Annotated in this window: 16 protein-coding genes and 1 pseudogene; 9 read left to right on the forward strand and 8 right to left on the reverse strand. The window is 43.6% G+C overall.

All coding sequences use genetic code 11. The features are described from left to right. Positions 1-54: 54 nt before the first annotated feature. The 7 genes from nadK (at position 55) to SPUTW3181_RS14785 (ending at position 11,082) form a co-directional block, all read left to right on the forward strand. Positions 55-933, forward strand: coding sequence for an NAD(+) kinase (gene nadK / locus SPUTW3181_RS14755; protein WP_081429782.1), 879 nt, complete (start codon positions 55-57; stop codon positions 931-933). Between the two features lie 846 nt (positions 934-1,779). Further along, positions 1,780-3,423, forward strand: a complete 1,644-nt coding sequence (locus tag SPUTW3181_RS14760) for an L-lactate permease (RefSeq protein ID WP_011790106.1) — start codon at positions 1,780-1,782, stop codon at positions 3,421-3,423. A gap of 79 nt (positions 3,424-3,502) precedes the next feature. Next, positions 3,503-6,307, forward strand: coding sequence for an FAD-binding and (Fe-S)-binding domain-containing protein (locus SPUTW3181_RS14765; RefSeq protein ID WP_011790107.1), 2,805 nt, complete (start codon positions 3,503-3,505; stop codon positions 6,305-6,307). Between the two features lie 312 nt (positions 6,308-6,619). Further along, entirely contained in the window at positions 6,620-7,363 is a 744-nt protein-coding gene (locus SPUTW3181_RS14770; RefSeq protein ID WP_011790108.1) for a (Fe-S)-binding protein, read from the forward strand. Positions 7,364-7,373: 10 nt separating this feature from the next. Next, on the forward strand, positions 7,374-8,768 hold the full coding sequence (locus SPUTW3181_RS14775; protein ID WP_011790109.1) for a lactate utilization protein B: 1,395 nt from the start codon (positions 7,374-7,376) through the stop codon (positions 8,766-8,768). 1 nt (position 8,769) lies between these two features. After that, positions 8,770-9,339, forward strand: coding sequence for a LutC/YkgG family protein (locus tag SPUTW3181_RS14780; RefSeq protein WP_011790110.1), 570 nt, complete (start codon positions 8,770-8,772; stop codon positions 9,337-9,339). Between the two features lie 564 nt (positions 9,340-9,903). Beyond that, positions 9,904-11,082 (forward strand): AAA family ATPase, encoded by a 1,179-nt coding sequence (locus SPUTW3181_RS14785; protein ID WP_011790111.1) that lies wholly within the window; start codon positions 9,904-9,906, stop codon positions 11,080-11,082. Positions 11,083-11,180: 98 nt separating this feature from the next. On the opposite strand, the pseudogene SPUTW3181_RS22285 reads toward SPUTW3181_RS14785, so the two are convergent. The 5 genes and pseudogenes from SPUTW3181_RS22285 to SPUTW3181_RS14810 all read right to left on the reverse strand — a co-directional run. Further along, positions 11,181-11,308 (reverse strand): annotated as a pseudogene (locus SPUTW3181_RS22285) (transposase); the annotation flags it as partial. 204 nt (positions 11,309-11,512) lie between these two features. Continuing rightward, entirely contained in the window at positions 11,513-11,794 is a 282-nt protein-coding gene (locus SPUTW3181_RS14790; protein WP_011790112.1) for a hypothetical protein, read from the reverse strand. Between the two features lie 59 nt (positions 11,795-11,853). Continuing rightward, positions 11,854-12,588, reverse strand: coding sequence for a hypothetical protein (locus SPUTW3181_RS14795; protein ID WP_041408229.1), 735 nt, complete (start codon positions 12,586-12,588; stop codon positions 11,854-11,856). A gap of 1,626 nt (positions 12,589-14,214) precedes the next feature. Then, the gene (locus tag SPUTW3181_RS14805; protein ID WP_011790116.1) at positions 14,215-15,726 is read right to left on the reverse strand and encodes a hypothetical protein; all 1,512 of its coding nucleotides are present in this window, start codon (positions 15,724-15,726) and stop codon (positions 14,215-14,217) included. Between the two features lie 242 nt (positions 15,727-15,968). Then, entirely contained in the window at positions 15,969-17,318 is a 1,350-nt protein-coding gene (locus SPUTW3181_RS14810) for an MATE family efflux transporter (protein WP_011790117.1), read from the reverse strand. Positions 17,319-17,717: 399 nt separating this feature from the next. Here SPUTW3181_RS14810 and SPUTW3181_RS14815 point away from each other — a divergent pair, with 399 nt between their 5' ends. Next, complete coding sequence (locus SPUTW3181_RS14815; RefSeq protein ID WP_011790118.1) at positions 17,718-19,259, forward strand: MFS transporter; 1,542 nt, start codon at positions 17,718-17,720, stop codon at positions 19,257-19,259. Positions 19,260-19,337: 78 nt separating this feature from the next. On the opposite strand, the gene SPUTW3181_RS14820 is transcribed toward SPUTW3181_RS14815, so the two are convergent. After that, positions 19,338-19,859: a DUF3087 domain-containing protein gene (locus SPUTW3181_RS14820; RefSeq protein WP_011790119.1), complete on the reverse strand. Its 522-nt coding sequence runs from the start codon at positions 19,857-19,859 to the stop codon at positions 19,338-19,340. A gap of 363 nt (positions 19,860-20,222) precedes the next feature. Here SPUTW3181_RS14820 and SPUTW3181_RS14825 point away from each other — a divergent pair, with 363 nt between their 5' ends. Then, positions 20,223-20,984, forward strand: a complete 762-nt coding sequence (locus SPUTW3181_RS14825) for a substrate-binding periplasmic protein (protein ID WP_011790120.1) — start codon at positions 20,223-20,225, stop codon at positions 20,982-20,984. Positions 20,985-20,997: 13 nt separating this feature from the next. Here SPUTW3181_RS14825 and SPUTW3181_RS14830 read toward each other — a convergent pair whose 3' ends face one another. Both SPUTW3181_RS14830 and SPUTW3181_RS14835 read right to left on the reverse strand, forming a co-directional pair. Then, entirely contained in the window at positions 20,998-22,080 is a 1,083-nt protein-coding gene (locus SPUTW3181_RS14830) for a CobW family GTP-binding protein (RefSeq protein WP_011790121.1), read from the reverse strand. A gap of 114 nt (positions 22,081-22,194) precedes the next feature. Further along, a complete protein-coding gene (locus SPUTW3181_RS14835) occupies positions 22,195-23,640 on the reverse strand; it encodes a DEAD/DEAH box helicase (protein WP_011790122.1) in 1,446 nt (481 codons plus the stop codon). Positions 23,641-23,685: the final 45 nt, after the last annotated feature.

Consider the following 23,685-nt stretch of genomic DNA (forward strand, 5'->3'; position numbering starts at 1 on the left):
ATTATGGGGATCAATTTTGACGTTTCAAGGCCTAAGGCCAGATCTAGCATAAATATGACCACAAAGTTTCATACCATTGGCCTTATTGGCAAACCGCATCACCTAGGGACAAATCAAACCTTAAAACGCCTACACCATTGGCTGACGATGCAAGGCTATGAAGTCTTAGCAGAAGAGCGCGTTTCCACCGAATTAGGCACCAACATTGAAGCTGTCGATTTATTGGAAATTGGTGCACGCTGCGATTTAGCCATAGTCGTCGGTGGTGACGGTAACATGCTTGGCGCGGCAAGAGTATTGGCCCGCTTCGATTTGGGCGTAATTGGCGTTAACCGCGGTAATTTAGGCTTTTTAACAGACTTACCACCCGATGCCTTTGAAGAGGCACTCGCCAGAGTACTTGATGGGGAGTTCGATACCGAGCATAGATTCTTACTCGAAGCCGAAGTCTATCGCCACGGTATGCTAAAAGCGAGCAACACCGCCGTCAACGAAGCGGTGCTCCATCCGGGTAAAATCGCTCATATGATTGAATTTGAGGTCTATATTGACGATCAGTTTATGTACAGCCAGCGTGCCGACGGCATGATAGTGTCAACGCCAACAGGCTCTACTGCCTACGCCCTCTCGGCTGGAGGCGCTATTCTAACCCCTAATCTGCAGGCATTGATTTTAGTTCCCATGTTTCCACACACTTTATCTTGCCGTCCGATAGTAGTCGATGCATGCAGCACGATTAAGATGGTCGTGTCACCTGAAAATGGCGAGAATCTTGAGGTGAGTTGCGACGGTCATGTGCATTTGGCCGTGTTACCCGGCGATGAAATCATAATACGCCGCAGTTCTGAGCGTTTAAGGCTAATTCATCCCAAAGGGCATAATTATTTCCACGTATTAAGAACCAAGTTGGGCTGGGGCAGTAAGTTATTTTAACGAGTCAAAAATAACAACTAACCAGTTTGATAAAAGTTAAAACAGAATTTACCCAGTCAACTTAAGAATTTCAGGGCACTTTTGGGGGGCTGTTCTCTGAATAATATTCTTTAACTTATTAGATGTTCATCATTTTTTAACATTGCTATTGACGTATTACACAAACGACACTCTTGAATAATGTTGATTGTTCGCCCAAATTAAGTGAAATTAACTTTATTAACAGTTATTAACTTTCAAAATAAAACATAATTAATTAAGTGATATTCATCACACTAAATTTCCGCATCATTTAAAAGGTGATCTACATCACTAATAAAAAACACAAGAAAACCATTAAAAAACTCTTACATACAATCAGTTAAGCAAAAACCTCATTAGTGCAAAAATTCACTCACCTCAATACATGCGACCTTAATCACATCTTAAAAATGTTCAAAAAATCCATTCAATGGTCATTAATGAAATAAATGGATCAGTTAATTGCAATATTGGCAGCTAATCTGAGTAATAGTTCTATTTTTAATAACCAAAATCATCATTGAATTAAACATATATAATCAAAACTGATATCCACACCACAAACTAAGTGATCGAGATCACAGATAGAATAATCCTATGAGAGAAGCGACCCGCAGCCCTGTAAATTAGCATTTCATTTAACACCCAAGATGATCTAGATCATATTAGTCAGACCCTGAATAGCGTCTAGTACACACCACAGAATGTCGTGACCATGATAATTGACAGTCCATACTGCGATATCTCGGTCTGAGAGTCGACATGAAGGCAAAAGCAAGAATCCAATATAAATAATAAGTCAGACCACTTTATGAAGAGGCAAGCATGACAATACTTCAACTCCTCGCTAGCTTGACGCCAGTGCTCAGTGTAATGCTCTTTTTGGTATTACTCAGAATGCCAGCATCTAAGGCTATGCCCATCTCTATGGTAGTCACAGCGCTCGCCGCCGTGTTTATTTGGCAGATGGATACCACATTACTGGCAGCATCAGTCCTAGAGGGACTGTTATCAGCCATTACACCATTAACCATCATTTTTGGTGCCGTGTTCCTACTCAATACCCTGAAATACTCAGGTGCCATGGACACAATCCGCGCAGGCTTTACTAACATCAGTGCCGATGCCCGTGTGCAGGTCATTATCATCTGTTGGTTATTTGGAGCCTTTATTGAGGGTAGTGCAGGTTTTGGTACTCCCGCAGCGATTGGCGCACCACTATTGGTATTGCTGGGTGTACCACCTGTTGCCGCAGCCGTTGTGGCTTTGATTGCTGACTCAGCCTGCGTATCCTTCGGTGCGATTGGTCTACCCGTACTCTTTGGGATGGAACAGGGCCTGATCCAAGGTGGTGTAAGCATGGCTGCTGAGCAGTTTGCTGCCCATGGCGGTACCTATGCCGGTTACGCTCGATATATCGTCATGCATATGATCACTATCGACTTAATCACGGGTTCATTAATTCCGTTGGTTATGGTGACTATGCTGACAGGATTTTTTGGCCGCAATAAATCCTTTAAAGAAGGCTTAGCAATTTGGAAATTTGCCCTTTTTGCGGGTCTTGCCTTTACCGTCCCCGCATGGATCATCAACTACCTTGCAGGCCCAGAATTCCCTGCCGTTATCGGTGCATTGATCGGTATGGCTTTAGTGATCCCAGTAGCACGTAAAGGCTACTTACTCCCTAAAACACCTTGGAATGATTTTGCAGAGAATGACAACCAAGAAGGTGTGAAAATAGACGCGAAAGCCAAGTTTTCACAAATTGCCGCTTGGACACCGTATATCATCATGGCCGCGCTGTTGGTGTTATCTCGTACAGTTATGCCGCTTAAAGCATGGTTATCAAGCTTTAACATTAGCTGGACAGGCCTAATGGGCACTGAGCTTAAAGCGAGCTTCGCGACGCTATATGCACCAGGAGCCTTCTTTGTTGCAGTGTGTATTCTCGGTTTCTTCCTGTTCAAAATGAAAAGCCCAGCGATTAAGCAAACTGTCGGTGTTTCATGTAAGTCCATGTTGCCAACTATTATTTCACTAGGTGCGTCAGTGCCTATGGTGAAGATCTTCTTAAACTCAGGCGCTAATGGTGCAGGCCTTGCCTCAATGCCTGTCGCTTTAGCGGATATGTTGGCTGGCTCCATGGGCGCGGTATGGGCATGGATGGCACCTATTGTGGGGATTTTTGGTGCCTTCCTATCAGGTTCAGCCACTTTCTCGAACATGATGTTCTCCAGTCTGCAATACAGTGTGGCCGACAATGTTGGCATGAACCACACACTGGTATTGGCACTGCAAGGTATCGGTGCAAACGCCGGTAACATGATGTGCGTAATGAACGTGGTCGCCGCAGCAACGGTCGTGGGTATGGCAGGTAGAGAATCAGAAATTATTCGTAAAACAATGCCTGTTGCCATTGGTTATGCCTTACTGGCAGGCACGATAGCTACCCTATGGGGTGGATTCTAAGCCGTTTTATTTAATTGAGTGCCCGAAGCCACTGAGTGTGTGGCTTCGGCTTTAATCTATTAATAAAGAGAGTGATGCTATGTCGATTAACTATAAACTGGTCATCGATGATCTAAGAACGCAATTAGGCGATCATCCGGTAACGGATGATCCCGTCCGCCGTTTTGCTTGGTCCACCGATGCGAGCTACTTCAGAATCGTACCTGAAGTCGTCGTCCATGCAGAAACCCTAGAACAGGTAAAATTAACTTTAGCCGTTGCCCGAAAGCATAATGCACCTGTGACCTTTAGGGCTGCAGGTACCAGTTTATCTGGTCAGGCTATCGGTGAAGGTATTCTGTTAATCCTTGGCCATGATGGATTTAGAAAGATTGAAGTCAGTAGCGATGCCAAACAGATCACCTTAGGTGCTGCTGTTATTGGTTCAGATGCTAACGCAGTACTTGCGCCGCTTAACCGCAAAATAGGCCCAGATCCTGCCACCATCGGCTCAGCCAAAATCGGTGGTATTGTGGCAAACAATGCTTCTGGCATGTGCTGTGGTACTGCGCAAAACAGTTACCAGACTATCGCTTCTGCAAAACTCCTCTTTGCCGATGGTACAGAGCTCGATACAGGCTGTGAAAAATCAAAAGCGGCCTTCGTACAATCCCACGGAAAAATACTGGAAGCACTGACAGAACTGTCGCATATGACTCGTCATAACACGGTATTAGCAGATCGGATCCGTAAGAAGTATTCCATTAAAAATACCACAGGTTACGGTATTAACTCGTTACTCGATTTTACCGACCCATTTGACATCATTAACCACTTAATGGTGGGCATGGAAGGTACGCTAGCTTTTATTAACGAAGTCACTTACCACACGGTTAATGAAGCTAAATTTAAAGCCTCTGCCATGGCCGTATTCCACAATATGGAAGATGCCGCACGTGCCATTCCACTGATTAATGGTGAAAGTGTTTCTGCGGCAGAGCTGCTCGATTGGCCATCAATTAAAGCGGTAACGGGTAAGCCTGGCATGCCAGATTGGCTGTCTGAACTCCCAGCCCTATCAGCGATTCTACTCATTGAATCCCGTGCTGATGATGCTCAAACGCTCGAAAACTATACCCAAGATGTTACTGCAAAACTTGCAGGTTTTGACTTTATTCGCCCGATGGAATTTAGTACTAATCCTGCGGTTTATGACAAATACTGGGCAATGCGCAAAGGATTATTCCCGATTGTTGGCGGTGAACGTCCAAAGGGAACCTCAGTTATTATCGAAGACGTAGCCTTTGAACTAGAGCACCTTGCGGCTGCGGCGCACGATATCACAGAGCTTTTCCATAAGCATGGTTACCCTGAAGGCTGTATCTATGGCCATGCGTTAGCAGGCAACTTCCACTTTATTATTACCCCCACTTTCTCGACTCAAGCCGATATCGATCGTTTCCATGCCTTTATGGATGATATTGCCGATATGGTGATTAACAAATACGACGGTTCAATGAAAGCCGAGCATGGCACTGGCCGTGCTGTTGCGCCGTTCGTTGAAAAGGAATGGGGACAAGATGCTTACACTTTGATGAAGAGCATCAAGCAGATATTTGATCCACAAGGTATTCTAAACCCTGGCGTTATTCTTAACGATGATAGCAATGTCCACGTTAAAAACATCAAGCCTTGCCCAGTGGTCGATGATTTTGTCGATAAATGTATTGAATGTGGTTTCTGTGAAAAAACCTGCCCGACATCAGCCCTTAACTTCTCACCACGTCAGCGTATTGCCACCCTGCGTGAAATTGAGCGTTTAGAGCAGTCCGGTGATAAAGCTGCTGCAGCCGAAATGCGAGCCGCCGCAAAATATGATGTAGTAGATACCTGCGCCGCTTGTCAGCTTTGTACTATTGCCTGTCCCGTTGATAACAGCATGGGTCAACTGGTGCGTAAACTGCGCACGCCTTATATCACCACCACAGAGCAAAAAGTATTAGATTTCCAAGCTAAACACTTTGGCGCAGTTAACCAAGTGATCAGCACAGGTTTTGACATGCTTGGCGTGATCCACAAGATCACCGGCGATGGCATTACTGGCGCGCTGATGAAAACCGGCCGTTTAATTTCAAAAGAAGTGCCCTATTGGAATCCTGATTTCCCGAAAGGCGGCAAACTGCCAAAACCATCACCAGCTAAAGCCGGCCAAGAAACCGTGGTTTACTTCCCTGCATGTGGCGGCAGAACCTTTGGCCCAACACCAAAAGATCCCGATAACCGCACTCTACCAGAAGTCGTTGTGACGCTACTGGAACGCGCTGGCTATAACGTCATCACGCCAGAAAAAACACGTGACTTATGCTGTGGCCAAATGTGGGAATCAAAAGGCGACTTTAAAAACGCCGATGCAAAACGCCAAGAGCTTATCGATGCAGTGAGTAAAATGACCAATGGCGGCAAGTTGCCAGTACTGGTTGATGCGTTAAGTTGTACCTACAGAACCTTAACAGGTAATCCTAAAGTGCAAATTATCGACCTTGTCGAATTTATGCATGACAACCTACTTAACAAACTTAACATCAGTAAAAAGGTCAATGTTGCCCTGCATTTAGGCTGTAGTGCCCGTAAGATGAAACTTGAACCTAAGATGCAAGCAATTGCCAATGCCTGCTCTGCTCAAGTGTTAAAACCTGCGGGAATTGAATGCTGCGGTTACGCCGGTGAAAAAGGGTTATATAAACCTGAAATTAATGCCAGCGCCTTACGTAATATCAAAAAACTTATCCCTGTGGATATTAAAGAAGGCTATTACGCTAACCGCATGTGTGAGGTAGGTTTAACTCAACACAGTGGTATTTCTTACCGCCATTTAGCCTATTTACTGGAAGAATGTAGCCGATAGTCAATGAGTTAATATGTTACAAACGGGGTGATTTTTAGCCCCGTTTATTTAGCACTGTAGACTTTTCTCATTAATTATTTATTCGGTTGTTTTATTACAAAAAAACAGCCCGCAAAAACCACAAATAACCATTTAAAATCAAATATATATAACATTTTCATTTTTGAGAAAATCTACAAGATCATTTTCTAAATTAGGACTACTTATTTCGCTAAGATAGGCCTATATTTGATCAACTACCTTAGCATTTGTGTGGACTTTGGGGTCACAGTGCAAGGCAATGTCGCTCACTAACAAGAAAGAGAAAACACAATGAAAATCGCACTTTTCATCCCGTGTCTAGTCAATCAAATGATGCCAGATGTCGCAATTGCTACCTTGGAATTATTAGAGAAACTCGGACACCAAGTGGTTCTACCCGCGGGTCAAACATGCTGTGGCCAGCCAATGACAAACTCGGGTTGCTTCGACGAAGCACGCAGTACTACCCTTAAATTGCTCAATGCCTTTAAGGGTGTGGAATGCGACGCTATTGTTTGCCCCGCCGCTTCTTGCTTAGTGGCCGCCAAAGAGAATTTCCATGAGTTTGATAGCAGCCCAGAAGCCCAGGCTGTGATCAACAAACTCTATGAACTCACCGAGTTTTTACACGACATTGCGCCGATCCCCGCCTTTACCAAGCCCTTCGCGCATAAAATTAGCCTACAACTCAGTTGCCATGGCATCCGGATGTTAAGCCTTGCAACACCAAGTGAGCAAATGGGGCCAAGATTCAATAAAGTTGAAGCCGTATTAGCCAACATTGCAGGCATCGAAATTGTTTATCCCGATCGCCGCGATGAATGCTGTGGCTTTGGTGGTACTTTCGCCGTTGATGAAGGCGCTGTATCAGCAAAAATGGGTAAAGACAAAGCGCAATCCCATGCCGCAACGGGTGCTGCTTATGTGGTCGGTTTCGATCCCTCATGCCTATTGCACTTAGATGGCATGATCCGCAGACAGCAATTGCCGATTGAAATTCGCCACATAGCGCAAGTGATCAACGCGGCGCTTTAGGAGACTCACCATGGCTTACCAACATAATCACGGGGCTCATGGCTCCCAAGTGCATGCCCACAAAGCAGATATATTTTGTCGCGATGAAGCTCGTGTCGACTGGCATTCAAAGGCGCTTTGGATGCTCAGAGAAAAACGCGACCGCGCCGCGGGTAGCATCCCAGAATGGGAACAACTGCGTCAGCTTGGTTCAGAAATTAAGCTCCACACGCTAACCCATCTTGCCCAATACCTTGAAACCTTTGAACAAAGCTGTATTGCTAATGGTATAAAAGTCCACTGGGCAAAAGATGGTGCCGAGCACAATCGTATTGTCCATGACATTTTATCCCGCCACAAAGTCAAAAAATTGGTGAAATCTAAATCGATGCTGACCGAAGAATGTCACCTTAATCCCTACCTCGAAAAACAGGGTATTGAGGTCATAGACACCGATTTAGGTGAGCGCATTATTCAGCTCGCCCAAATGCCACCATCGCATATTGTGGTGCCCGCTATCCATATGAAAAAGGAAGAAGTCGGTGATCTCTTCCATGAAAAACTCGGCACTAAAGCAGGGGCAGCCGATCCCTTGTATTTAACCCGCGCCGCCCGTGCCCACCTGCGTGAACAGTTCCTTAGCGCCGATGCCGCGATGACAGGCGTGAACATGGCAATCGCCAATACAGGTACTGTCGTTGTCTGCACGAACGAAGGTAACGCCGATATGGGCGCTAACCTGCCTAAGTTGCAGTTGCACTCAATGGGGATCGACAAAATTGTCCCTGATATCGACAGTGCTGCCGTTTTACTGCGAACACTGGCGCGCAATGCCACCGGCCAACCTGTCACAACTTATAGCGCCTTTTACCGTGGCCCACAGCCCGAAGGTGAGATGCACATTATTATCGTCGACAATGGCCGCACTGAAATGCTCAAGGATAAAATCCTCGCAGAATCATTGAAGTGTATTCGTTGTGGTGGCTGTCTCAATACTTGCCCTGTGTATCGCCGCTCCGGTGGTTATAGCTACAACTACACCATTCCCGGCCCTATCGGGATTGCCGTTGGCGCTAAATTGGATGACACTAACTCGATTGCTTGGGCCTGTACCTTGTGTGGTAGCTGTACTTTTATCTGCCCGACCAAAGTACCGCTCGATAAGATTATTCATCACCACAGACGCCTTAAGGCTGAGGCGCGACAACTCCCTTATGGCAAAAATAGTTATATGCCATTAGTGGGTAAATTTATGGCCAGTGAAACCATGCTAAATTGCTCTATGAGTGTGGCAAGAACCGCGCTACGCATTTTACCCGGTAGTCTACTCAAGCCATTTAGCGGCGCATGGGGCAAATACCGTGAACTCCCAGTCGCCCCCAATTCCAGCTTCGAAGCTTGGTTTAAGAAACACAGGAGCCTATAAGATGTCTAGTAAACTTGAAATTCTCAATGCGCTCAAACTGTCAGCCTTAATCAATCACCCAATGCCAAGCATCGAAGTGGATCCAAGGCTCGAAAACCTCGTCGGACAGTTTGAGACTAACCTCAATACTGTGGCAGGCACACTGCACAAAGAAGGTGGTCTTGCTGCCCTACAAGCAAAAGTAGATGAACTTATCGCCCAAGGGTTACAAGTGATCTCCTTAGTTGATGGGATAAAAGCCAATCGTGAAATGCCACCCACCGCCCACGAGCTTAGGGATATAGATTATGCAGTGATCCCGGGTGACATTGGCGTTGCTGAAAATGGTGCCATTTGGGTTAACAATAAGAATCTAGGCCACAGAGTGACACCCTTTATCTGTGAAAACCTTATCTTAGCCTTGCCAGCGAATAAGATTGTACCGAACTTACATCAGGCAGCTAAAGAAGTCACGTTAGCCTCAGGTGAGTTTGGGGTGTTTATCGCAGGTCCATCAAAAACTGCCGATATCGAACAAGCTCTCGTCGTCGGCGCCCACGGTGCCTGCAGCTTGAACGTGTATTTGCTCTAGAACCACGAATGATGAAGTAAAGTAACCTAGAAAACGCAAAGGTTACGGGACAATCGAAACACAAAAGCCGCCTTCATCGGCGGCTTTCTTATTTAAACTTTAGCATAACGATATTTAAGAGATTTGATTTGTACGGGTTATGTTACCTACAGATACAGACTTGTTATGGCATTCGCTCGCCGACTCGGTGAATAGAAATCGAGGGGTTCTACGCTTATGAACGAGAGCCATATATGGCGAACTGGCAGTTAAATACGGATGTTATTCAAGTCAGTCTGTGGATGCGTCCTGCTCTTTGATGAGTGGGCGCTATCCCTGATATTTACCAACGTACTTTAAAATGAATGCTTAAATGTTTTTTATGTTAAAAGCCTGATTTCCTACAATATCGCCGCAGCCTAAGGCGACAGTTAGTGATAAATAGGGAGATCGTCAGGCTGCTTTATCAAGTCGCTTTAACCACGTGCGATAGCGCACATACTGAGGATACCTTGATAGTATCCTCGACTCGGTTGATAGTATTCTCGACTATGTCCATGAGGCATTTATAGTAAAGGTGAGTAAATGAACGAGGTATTACTACAAATAAAGGCGCTCACCAATGGTGATCCTTTGTTGACGGCTGTCATTGTTGGAGTATTAACATTTACGTTAATTGGACTCGTAGTCTACATGCTAAAAGATGTCCCCGCAAAGCTGTTAAGTTGGCTCAGTAGTCTGCTGTTTGTGCGGCTCACTATAGACGATAGCCATCAGGCGCGCGCAGAGGTATTCAATAAACTGTCCTTTTTGATCAGTAATACTACTATTCCATTTTTTTCACGCTCTATCTCTGAGGCCGTGTACTTTGACTATAGTGTGAGTTACGACGGACGTGTCAGTGTTAAGTCTATCGGCTACGGTATGCACCTGTTTAAATACGCTGGTTGTTTTATGTTGGCTACCCGCTCTAAGGTCGATAGTACGATGGCATACGATACTATTACGGTAAGTGCACCATGGTGGGCAAAAGATAAACTATATCGTTTTTTAGAAGATACTCGTGGAGACATCTCTACTGAGCCGAAAGTGAATATTTTCGAAGAAACCGAATGGTGTCGCTACGGCACATTGAAATCATCGGGTTTTAGTGAATTAGTGCTAGATGAAGGATTTAAGCAGGAGTTGATGAGGGAAGTTGATAACTTCGCCAGTAGGGGAAAATCGGTTGTAAGTAAGCTAACCATACTGTTACATGGCAAAACGGGTACAGGTAAGACGGGTATAGCGAGAGCCTTAGCTGTTGAGTATCATCGCGATCTTTACATATTGAATCTATCGACTGTCAATGATGCCACTATTCATAAGGCGATTAGAAAAGTGCCACCCGGAGCTATGTTGTTAATAGAGGACTGTGACTGTGTAAAGGCTACGGTATCACGTGCTGCTGAAAGCAATGTAGACAACCCACCACTCACTTTAGGTGGCGTTCTAAACGCGTTAGACGGAATCGTTCCTCTTGATGATTGCCTTGTCATAATGACCACAAATCATCTTGATAATCTTGACCCCGCGTTGATACGTAAAGGTCGTGTAGATGTCAATATTGAAGTACCACTTATCAGTGCAAAACAAGTTAATGAAGACTACTTTGAGCGTTTTGGCGCAGTTCTTAATAGAACTGAGCCATTGTTAGGTTGTGAAGTCTATGAACTCCATCGCAGAGCGAGCTTAAGATATGGAGTGTGTTGTAAGCCAGTGTAACCCTCCTCCGAAATAGACTCATTCAACGGTCAACGCTATTTGGCTATTGCTTTAACCGAGTACTTATTAGGGTCTGAGTAAACCTTCCTCAGACCCTTTAACTTGCCAAACTCAGTAGTGGGCTTGAGCCAGTTTTCATGGGGATATTTAATCTTGTCAGTAACTTGGTTGTAGTTTCACTGATGGCGCCACGTTTATCATTGCGAATGATTCGCCCAGTATCCTCTTCTACCAATTGTTCGCTAAGGGCAGGTCATATCTGCACAAAAGTCTCTTTCAAAATACGACCTTAGCACCTTCAAATTCTCAATCAGCTATTTGCATAATAAAGTGTCAATAACCAACATCGGGCTTGTTCAACACTTGCCATGCCTTTTGAGAATGGGTCGCGGCTACGCTCGGCCTATCCTTATTTGTTATAAAACATTGCCTAAGAGATGTTGAAGTACTGAAGTACCATTTCTAGATATTGGTAAAAATCTGGCATTATTTCTAACAACTCAGATGGAACTGTTATTTCGTTGACTGATTCTAGAATTTGATTCCACTGCTCTCGAACAAAATCTCTAACTGCATCTTTCGCATCTACAGGGATAGTTTCGATTTTTTCTACAGCCTCAATAGCTTGTTCAACAGTAACTTTAAAAGGCTCACCGTTTACAAAGAATGGCTCGCCATTGACATAAAACTGTTCTTCGACCAATTTGCTCATACTGTCTCCTTGTTTTATAACGCTTAAAGCATAGGCTAGCGTTAGCGAGTCCTATGCCTTCATTTGTTAGTGGTTTTTCGGCAATCATCTTTTATCCTTTCTTGGAGTTGATAAAGATAATGTGCAATCTCATCTGGATTTATAGAATCTTGAAAAAATGCATCTTCAGTCGTAGCTAGCACAGAATCTCGCGATTTAGTATCTAATTCAGAACGAACAAACTGAATATAGTCATCCTCATTTTTTCTCGGATTAACAGAGTTCTTAATCTTTCCCTTGAGAATAAGCAAGCTTCCACCAAGTGAATCATCTATATAAACCTTTATAGTGCTCGCCAATGCTGTCAATTCGTAACTTTGTTCACCAAAATCAAGGTATGACTTCTCAGCTTTAATCTGAAATTCTCTATATTGTTTGTTGTCGAGTTCCGAGTTGTTTTGTTTATATAGTGCCAAGTAAATATTTCTATGATGGGCATATATTCTATGATGAATAGCATCACTAGCAAATTTATTTAGCCTTACAATTACCTTTTCAAGAATCTCATGCTTAATTTTAAATTCTTCATATAATCGACCCTTTTCGTACTGTAATTCCCACAATCTATTTTTGTAGTCTTCTAATTTTTCGGAATAGTTGAGCTTTACGTCCTCAATCTTTGTAGTGATCCCAGAAATATCTTCTTTTGTAGCTAACCCCCTTCCCTTCCATGAGACATATTGCACTATAAATGTTGTTAATAGTGATACGGCTACTGAAACAATTATATAAATCATGAGCAAATCCCATTGCATATCAAACTCCAATATTCCACTAACGCCTCACTAAACAGTCAGCGAAGCAAGTCTGTTTTAAGTGTTTTGTTATGTAAGTATTTGAGCACCAAATTAGATGAATATTTTTATATGAGAAGCTGCAAGGGTTAATAATATTAGACATAATGTCAAACAGAAATCTTTCTTGTGTTTGATTTTTACTTTGTAAGTTTCCTCTGTTTGTACCTTATTGAAGTCTGGGACAATGTACGAAAATGCTCCGAGACTATGAGGTCTGACTGAGAAGCCTTGTTCATTATATTGCTGTTGTAAGTATGACAAGTCTTCTTCGAGTATATTCTTTTGTTTATTGCAGTAATGGACTATCTGATAGTACCCAATTACTGTACCTAAGAAACCAAATATTATGTAAGGATTGCCCATCTCATAATACCAAAACAAATATACAGGCATGACAAGGAGAAATATTATGATAAGACTAGTAGTAACATTTTGGAAAAAATTAATGAATTTGTATAAAACCTTAAGTGACTTTAATCGGCTTGCCCCATTTTCACTTTTCATATTCATCCCCTTTTGTTTGATTGTGGCTATATGGTTTTAATCAACACATTTGAATGGTTAAGCTCAAGGTTGTTGAATTTAAGTTTTAGGTTGGGTTACTTACATAACCTTTATATAGTCCGCATGCGCGTTTACCTCATTAGACCAGTGAAAACACGCACAGTTAACTAGCTGTATGCAAAGAACTTATCAGCTTTCCATCAAATATACCATCCGGAAAAACGCTCATGCGCGTTTCCCGAACCTATTACCCACTCAAATAAATGTTTAAGTTATTAATTTTAATGGCATTTAACTTGTAACAAATGAGTAAGTGCGAACGAATGCAGGCTAAAAATCGCTCAAAATTCTTATGATTTAAATACGACTGTATACTTGTACAATTTTGACAAATCGCTGGCAACTTGCACCAAGCGATATATATATGAGAATTTTTAGAGCACAAAGTCCGTTTGTTACGGTGCCACTGACAACTTGCTAGCACACTTTGGGGCAATAGCTTTTTAGCTGAACGAACAGCTAGAGGGGTAGTTAAGATTGGCATTGTTGCACCAGTGACCGTTGGCGGCATGGATGCCGCCGTCGAGCCTATAGGGATATATTCACGGCGTGTCACTGGGGAAACAGTGGCAATGTATATAACGCAATATACAATTCAGATATCTTGCTTTGGGGCAATAGCTTTTTTAGCTAAACGAACAGCGATAGGGTTAGTTAAGATTGGCATTGTTGCATCAGTGACCGTTGGCGACATGGCCGCTCTTTCACATCTGACCCAGGGGGATATGGGAAATGTCACTATGATGTCGGGAACATTATTGACCATGTAAACGCGGCATTTACACTTCCGTGTGCTACAGATGTCGCCGTCGAGCCTATAGGGATACTGCTTATTAAATCAAAAGACGGCGTGTCACTGGAGAAATAATGACAATAAGTGCAGCATAACTGACAACAAATTTGTCTTGCTTTGGGGTACTTTGGATTTACGTACAACACGCTCTGGCTAAAATGGCAGCGAAAAAGACTTGCGCTGCCATATCGGTGAAAAAGCTCTGTCGGTGTTTCTACAACAATCCGCTACATAAAGGCTTTAGTGAAGGCTTCCTTCGACTGGCGAATATAGTTACGTGCACTTTTAGCGTGTTGCTCCCATACAGCGCGGTCGCTTGGGTCGGTAAAGGGGTTTTGTTCAGTGGCAATTGATCGTTCAAACTTATCGTAAAAGGTCAACATCGCCGAGGTAATTTGATTAAAACGCTCTTTGAACTCTTGGAATTCATCAATTTTTTCAGTGGTTTTAATCATATATTGCACTAACTCAGCATTGCTGTTTGATGCCAGTAATGCCTCCGCTTTTGCGCTAATATTGGCACTCGCTTCGGTGATCACCAGTGCGCGAGTCTGCTCGTCTTTACTCATCACTCGACTGTAGTTTTCTGGTGTGCGGGCAATACTGGCATGCTGTAAATAACTGCGTAGATGTCCGTCGAGGTCTCGACGGAACGTATCTAAATTCTTTTGCATACTGACTAAATCATTATCGAGGGCGGTAACCTGTTGCAGTTCTTTCTCGATTTCAGACATAAAACGTTCAGCCTGCTGATAAATTCTAAGGCCATTTTCTTCGGCAAACTTTTTATCACTGCGGCTTAAGTCACTATTGTCATAGTTAGAACGGTCAAAGGTGGCCGCTAAAAATGATTTGAACGGTTCGGCAAAGGCAGAATAGGCACCTGCGCTCACTACGTTTAATGTCGCGGTTGCTAAGTCACCAAAGGGTTTGACCATAGAGCCTAGACGCGCCTGCTGTATGGGAGATGCTACACGCTTGGTATCGTTTAATACCGACCTAAAGGTATTGTAGCCCAGCGGATTAGACATTTTATTACGCTCGGAGGTCGCAAGCACAAAGGTAATACTGGAATAAATCGCATTCGAGTATTCAAGATATTGTCTTTGGCTTTCAAGTTGGGCGGCGTAGTTTTTACCTAAGGTTCTAAAGGACTCTGCTTGAACTTCGTAGTTTTTATCTTCTTTTAGCTTATCTAAAATGCCACCGATAATTTTTTGCTCATTTTTTTGCAGGGCAATATCGAGGCGAATTTTATCTAAGCTGAGATCATCCAAGCTGATGGGGCCATTAATGGCTTCAATATCGAGGCGAATATACTGGCGGCTGGGATCATCAATAGACACCCTATGGGCTAAATACTCTTTTGTACCAGGAGTGATATCAATCAAGGCAACATGTTGCCACTGGGCATCCAGTTTTAATACTGGCGAGGTTAATACATTGATCCGATACTGAGTTTGGATATTTTGAGTCTTCACCCAAAACTCCAACAGACCCGCTTCCGCGACAGGGTACTTACTCACAATGCTGCTATTACCTTCGGCACACAGCAAAGCACTTTCACCGCTGTGTGGCTCGGCGCCTTCAAACTGACACCCCATGATCCACGACCAAGGTTGCGCTAAGCGGTTGCCTTCAAAATCGCTAGCAAACACTAACTCATTGTCTTTAGCACTGGCATTTACGGTATTGAACACGCCGAACAACAGCATAAAGATGACTGTAGTGGTGCGCATAAGAGCCTCATCAAACAAAAAACAAAATCAACGGGCCGCACAATCAGCCCAATATCCGGTTGTATCTACAGCCAAAGACACCTAGGACAGCAGCATTAAGGTCGTTTATTCGTAATATGACCAAGTATTCACTGTACTACTTAATGAGCCATTTTTTAGCAAGTAGATTAAACCAGCGAAATGTATCAGAGCACATCATCCCACGCTAGTCTTAAGTCAATATACTCTTTAAAGATATCTTACTAAGGTAAACGGTTATCCACCTTCTTCATTGCATAAAACATCCATAGGGTCAGCAAAGTACTGCAAGTCGCGAGCGATATCCAAACCCCTATAACCCCAAATGCCCAAGCAAAACAGTAAATAATGGCCGCGATCAGGACAAGTTTAGTGCCAGTCAAGATAGATGCCTGTTTTGAACAATTAATGGCTTGGAAAAAACTTGCCCCAACTAAGATTAACCCTTCCATAGGTAAGCCCCAGAAATACCAACGCATGCCTTCAATGGCTACAGGTGTTAGGTTCGGATTATCACCAGCAAATAAATACACTAACCACTCAGGGCGAGAGTAAATCAAGGCAAGCCCTAAGGCTGCTGTGAGTAATGTCATCGTAAAGGCGATATTGCGCGCTTGTTTAACTCTGTCAAAACGCCCTGCACCCGCGTTGAAGCTATAGATAGGTTGAGTGCCAAGGGCTATGCCCTCAAAAATCAGATAGAAAAATGCTTCGGTGTAACTCACCACCCCGTAGGCCGCCACGTGCAATGGCCCACCAACCCATAAAAATGCCGTGTTGTGCAGAGTGAGCACAATTGATAAATAAAGGTTCATCAAAAAGCTAGGTAAACCCACGCGGGCAATATTCACACAATTATCAAACTTAAGCTTCATTTGCTCTAAGTTGATTTTAAGCTGGGTACGAGAGCCAAAAAAATGCTGTAAACACAGTAAGCCCGTCACAGCCTGCGCTAACATGGTCGCAATCGCGGCGCCCGCCAAACCAAAGGGAAATACCACGATAAATAACCAATCTAAGAAAGTGTTGAGTACCCCCCCTAAAATTAACACAAAGGTCACCATAGATGGCCGACCATCATTACGTAAAAGTGTGGTAAAGGCCATTGAGATGATGGGGAAATGGCACAGGGCGAAATACCAGAATAAATATTGATTGGCATTTTCGAGGATATCCCCTTGTGCACCAAGGGCAATTAAAATATCCCGTGAAAATAATCCGCCCATAAGGGCAAAAAATCCACCTGCCAATAAACACAAACTAAAGGCATTACCCAAGAGTTTGCGGGCTTTAACCACGTTACCTTGACCAAGATTGATTGACACTAATGCTGCACTACCCATGCCTATCATAGCGCCGATGGCATATAAAATGGCCCCGACTGGGTAAGCTAACATCATCCCTGCTAGCCCCGCTTCACCTAAATAGTGCCCCACGAAAATCCCATCAATGGTCACATACACGCCCGTTACCAACATGGAAGCAATGGTGGGTATGGTATAACGCCAAAAAAGCTTAGAAATCGGCTCTTGGAGTAAATGTTGATCCGTCTGGGGTTGGGATACTGCTGTCATTACCGTGTCTCACTATCATTAGGAAAAGGCGCGCATTAGAAAAGTAAATCTATAATGGACAAAAATGCGGCAACGGATTGTACCTAAATTTGACAAGAATACAAAATGCATATTCATCATTTTTAAAGTTAAAAAAACAATAATCACAACAACTTAAGCATAAACACTTACATCCCAGCCAGACGACATTATGCCTACAACTAAGCAACAGTTGTGGGCTAACTCATCATTTTTTGCTACTTTTTTGGCGTTTTAAGCTGAATTAGGTAAAGTGGGAGCTTAAATCAACCCAAAGCAGTTTAGTGCTGAACACAAAGCATTTAACTAAAATGTTTATATGTATTTATAAACAATGAGTTATGTAAAAACAGATCAAATAACAATAATAAAGGGAAGAATATGAGTCAAAATAGCCCAAATGCAGAGAACGATCTGCGTGAAGTCAAACAGCTGGGAATGTGGGCTTCCATCACGAGTTTAAGTTATATTTTTTGGCTCGTTGGGGGGATGGAACTGGTTGAGCGAATCGCCTATTACGGCGTAAAAGCCAGTGCGGGCCTCTACGCAAAAGCACCAGAATCGGCAGGTGGATTAGGGATTAGCCTAAGCGACTACGGCATTATTATTTCCCTCTGGGCCATTATGCAGACCTTTGTACCTGTATTTACAGGGGGCGTTTCCGACCGCGTTGGTTACAAAGAAACCATCTTTGGCTCCACCATCATTAAAATCTTTGGCTATTTAGTTATGGCATTTTTCCCCAGCTTTTGGGGGTTCCTCGTTGGTGCATTACTGCTCGCGATAGGCACCGGGATATTTAAACCCGGCATTCAAGGCACCTTAGTACTCAGTACCCAGCGTAACAATACCTCTATGGCTTGGGGGATTTTTTACCAAATAGTTAACATTGGTGGTTTCCTCGGGCCCTTGGTTGCCGTACATATGCGTCAACTGTCATGGGACAATGTCTTTTTTGCCTGTGCCGCCATTATCTCGCTCAATTTTTTATTTTTACTTACTTATACAGAACCAGGTAAAGCAGAGCGACTAGAGCGCAATAAACACATTAAATCAGGGGAAATTAAGCAAGAAGCGCTCTGGCGCGATGCTTGGCGAGAGCTAAAAAAACCAATTGTGATCTACTACATGCTGGTATTTTCTGGTTTTTGGTTCCTATTCAACGCGCTATTTGATGTACTGCCTATCCATATTTCCGAATGGGTTGATACCAGTGTAATAGTGACCTCCTTGTTTGGAACCGAAGGCACCCGCAACGGTATTCTGCAATTCTGGCTTGGCCTTAATAACGAAGGTACTAAGGTCATGCCTGAAGGCATGCTTAACCTCAATGCGGGTTTGATTATGACCTGCTGCTTTATTGTCGCCGCACTGACAGCGAAGTATCGGATCACCACAGCAATGTTTGCAGGCTGTTTACTGAGTATTTTAGCCTTTGTGTTTATTGGCGCTTTCCATGCCGCGTGGTTTATCGTACTGGCCATTGCCATGTTTTCCATTGGCGAGATGATGATAAGCCCGAAGAAAAATGAGTTTATGGGGAATATTGCCCCCGAAGGTAAAAAAGCCATGTACTTGGGATTTGTGATGTTGCCCCAAGGAATTGGCTGGGGATTAGAAGGCTATTTTGGCCCTAAACTCTATGAGATTTATGCATCAAAGGAGCTATTTTCACGGGATTTATTGCTAGAACGCGGCATGAACAGCGCAGAGGTCAGTGCCATTCCACAGGGTGAAGCCTTTACCACTTTGGTAAGCTACACCGGTGAAAATGCACACGATCTTACCCAACTGTTGTACCACAGCCACAATATTGGCATGGCATGGTACATCATCGCCGCCATTGGGACTATCTCGGCTGTGGGCATTTATATCTATGGTAAGTGGTTACTTACTCTGCAAAAATCCCAACAGTACGCCTAACCGCCGAATATAAGATAAGCAGTACAAGATAAGGCCACAGTCTCATTTTGTACTGTTTATCTTCCCATCATAAAACCATCAAAAAGCACGTAACAGTTCAGCGGTAAACTGATCAGGCGAGAGCAATAAACCTAAGCTCTCGATTTGCGTATTCAACCGATTAAGATCTTGAGTCAGCGCGGACAACGTCAGTGTATTGTCATCCAGTAAATACACTTGCCTTAGACTGGTGTAATAAAAAAGCAGCGTAATCAACGCATTCACATCATTCTGCGCCGCAGCAGCTTTAATCTTTATCAATTTGCGATAGATACGATTATGAAGTTGTTTCAATTGCCACACATAATAAATTTCACTGAAAAAAGTTCGGTCTTTTAAGTTGTAAATCACGGCGCTACACAGACCCAGACTGAAAATCACCCCTAAGAGATTCCAATGAAAATTACCTGTTGGCTCACCTGGGACAGGCGTCGCACCAAAGAGTGCAATTAATCCAGTACCAAAAGCCAGCGACAAAACAACTAGGCTTACAACTAGAATAACAATGAATAAATTCATGTTCTTACGATATAAAGTTTTATCTATTTCCTGCAGCTTCATAACATCCCGCTCAAATAGCCCATCCAGCATTGGCGTATAAATTATTTAGCGTCAAAGCATACCTGAAATACAGCGTGAATACTCACAACCAATGATACAAATTGAAACCAATAGGTTTAAGCAAATAGGCTCATGTAAATAGGGTGAATCAATCTAAAGATCATCTACTTATACACCTTCAAGTTAAGGGTAGAAAACAACCCACTTATATATCTCAAGATATAAAAATACGCTAGTGCGCCAAAAATAGGCGTAAAATTTGCTAACCTTAACTCTAAAGTTAAAGACGAAATTGTCGCCTTATATACCTGATACACAATACAGTGCTCTTACCTTCCGCATTCAAATCACTCAAGGGATGACATGATATTTAGCAAAGTCAACGCACTCGTTGCTCTTTTGGTACTCCATGGTCTTTGCTTAACGGCGCAGGCTAAAGACCTACTTGCTGTTGGTACTAGCTTTAGCAAAATCTTTGAACAAAAATCGAATGGTGAATACACAGGTTTAGGTGTCGATATTTTGAATCGCTTCGCAGAACAAGCCAATGTGACCATTCACTATCAAATTACGCCTTGGCGCCGCGCGCAATCTATGGTCGAGCGTGGTCAAGCCGATATCCTTATTGGGCCTTACCACACGAAAGAAAGGGAAGCATTTTTAGCCTTTTCTGAAAAAGCATTCTATCGTGATGAAATCGTGTTTTATGCCCGTAAAGATAAGATAAACCGTTGGAATGGTGAGTACGATAGCATTAAAAATCAGCGCATAGGTAAAATGCAAGGCTGGAGTTATGGCGCCACATTTACCGAGCAAACTCAAATGCTCGCTATTAATGAATTTGTCGATCTTAAGAGTGGTATTGAACGTTTATCTAGGGGCGATCTCGATTTACTTGCCACCAATCGCCGCAATACTGATGCTGAACAATTAAAAATCACAATCTCACATACCATTGAACCTATAGTTCCCATCATTGATATACAAGATGGCTTTATGGCTTTCCCTAAACAGGCCGAATTTATCCCATTACGACTGCAATTCGATCATTTTTTTAATGACATGATAAAAACAGGGGAACTCCTACAACTGAGTAAAACCTATGGTGTCACGATTCCTCCTTAGGTTTGTTATATCATCAGGATATCACTAAGCACTCGATTAACTGCTGTTCAATCTGTTCCCAATCCAGATCTTCCATAGCAATCATTTCTAATCTTGAATCTAACGTATCGTCTAAGGCGATGACATTAAACTCCTTATCTACCCAGTTAAATCCAGCGATACCATCGGTAGTGATCATCACTGCTTTTAACCTCAGTAATGTACTCCCAGTCCCTGACAGTGGTGTCTGGCGCTGAATAAAGGCCATTAACTTGTCAAAATCAAACTCTTGGCTCGGCTCAAAAACCCAGCCACAGCTAAAACAGCCTTCCCCTTGGTTTTGCTTTCTCAACATGCCACGCGGATCAAATGCTAATGTTTGCTCACTTGCTCCTTCCGCAAAAAGACTCGCTTGCGCTAGAGGGCGTAACAGCCCTGAGGGTTTTGTGACTGGAGTAGGTTTAACCTTAAGGACTTGATGAGTACGATTCAAATATGTTGATAATACCGCAGGCAATTCCTGTTCGAAACTGTGGCGAATAATGGGAATATCCGTTTTCGATAACATGTGCAGATAAGCTTGAAGTTCTGTCATAACATCTGAAATATGTGGAAGTGTGGGCTTTGGATATAAATCGGCTTTAGTGGCAATAACAACATCAGCGACTTGTAACTGCTGAATAAAATTAGCATGTTCACTGTAGCGTGGATCGCTTACCTTTCGGGCATCAACTAAACATAACGTGCTACGCAATGAAATCACATTCTGATAATGGGGTGCGGACAATACTTTGATAATCTCATTAGGATGACCAAGCCCTGTGGGTTCAATCAATAAACGGTCGGGTTTAACACGGGCAATTAATTGATTTATGGCGACTTGAGTCGGCACCCCTGCCGCACAGCACATACAGCCACCAGCCACTTCACGAATTTGGATCCCTGAGTCACTATTATTGAGTAAGCTTGCATCAATCCCCACTTCACCAAACTCGTTCACCAACACAGCCCAAGTCTCTCCCTCGGGTTTAGTTGCTAGTAATTGCTTGATTAAAGAGGTTTTTCCGACACCTAAAAAACCGGTAATGATATTGGTAGGAATGGCTTTTACTATCATAGATAAGCTCACTTGGCGCTAACGAGGGAGAGTTGAAAGCGTGAGTGTATGGGCATTATCCTTTAAGCTCAACAAAAAGCGCACGGATAAAAGTGCGCTTTGTGGCAAGTAAGGCTAGCCGTTTTTCTTACCGCGAGATACCCCAAACCCAGAACGACTCCCTGAGTGTGGTTTTGGTTTAGTCGTATTAAAAGGTTTGCCCGCAGATCCTTTTCCTTCTGCACCATGCGCCTTATCTTTCGCATACTTTCCCTCACGAGTCGGGCTTTCTCGCATCGCATCGCGCCCGATGTTCTGACGAGAACGAGCTTGGCTTTCGCTGGATTTACCGATAGCACGATCCTTTGGCGCTTTATAACTCCATTTAGCGGGTTTGGTCGGCGATGCGGGAATATCACGATAACGAGCGGGCAGCGGTGTACCTTCCTCATAACCGGGCTGCACTGACACTGGCAGTTTCTGCTCAATTAAAGCTTCAATTTCAGTCAGCATCTCATCATCAGAGGGCGAAACAAACGAAATCGCACGCCCCGCTAATCCCGCACGCCCTGTTCGGCCAATGCGGTGGATATAATCTTCGGCAAAAAATGGCAACTCTAAGTTGATAACCAAAGGTAGTGCTTGAATATCTAAGCCGCGGGCGGCAACATCGGTCGCAACCAATACACGCAACTTACCTAGCTTAAAGTCTTCCAATACCCGATTACGGGCGCCTTGGGTTTTATCACCGTGGAATACACCAGCGGCTATGCCATCAAGCTTTAATTCTTGTAATAAATGCTCGGCGCTTTCCTTAGTGCTTGCAAACACGAGGACTTGGCGCCAATTGTTACGGCCAACGAGCTCTGACAACAACTCGGCTTTACGGCGCTTATCAACCCGATACACTTCTTGAACAACGGTCGATGCGGTCGTCGTGTCGGCAACATTCACCCACTGAGGCTCATTTAGCATCTTTTGTGCAAGCTGTTTGACTGCATCACTGTATGTGGCCGAGAACAGCATAGTTTGGTGCACGGGCGCGATTAAGCGTTTCACTTTTTCAATATCGCGTACAAATCCCATATCTAACATGCGATCGGCTTCATCGATCACTAAGGTTGTCACACTCGACAAATCTAACTGGAATTGGCCGATAATGTCGAAGAGTCGACCCGGTGTCGCCACGAGGATATCAACGCCCTGCTCCACCCCTTTACGCTGGGGATTCATATTGGCGCCGCCGTAAACTGCGATTGTTTTCAGTGGCAGGAATTGGCTGTATTTCTGGATATTGTCACAAACTTGAATAGCCAGTTCGCGGGTGGGGGTCATCACCAAAGCGCGTAAAATCGGTTTGTCGTTGCCATCACTAACTAAAATCTCAGCCGCTAACTTTTCAAGTACGGGCAGAGCAAAGGCTGCCGTCTTACCCGTACCCGTTTGGGCGCAGGCCATAATATCTTTGCCTTCAAAGGCTAGTGGGATCACTTTCTCTTGTACTTGAGTGAGTTGCTGATAGCCACACTCAGTTATCGCATTCAAAATAGGAGAAGATAGACCGAGTGTTTCAAATTTCATAGGAACTCTTTAGATAAGTGGCAGAACAGTAATTCAAGACGAGAC

This window comes from Shewanella sp. W3-18-1 (assembly GCF_000015185.1).
Lineage (GTDB): Bacteria > Pseudomonadota > Gammaproteobacteria > Enterobacterales > Shewanellaceae > Shewanella > Shewanella putrefaciens.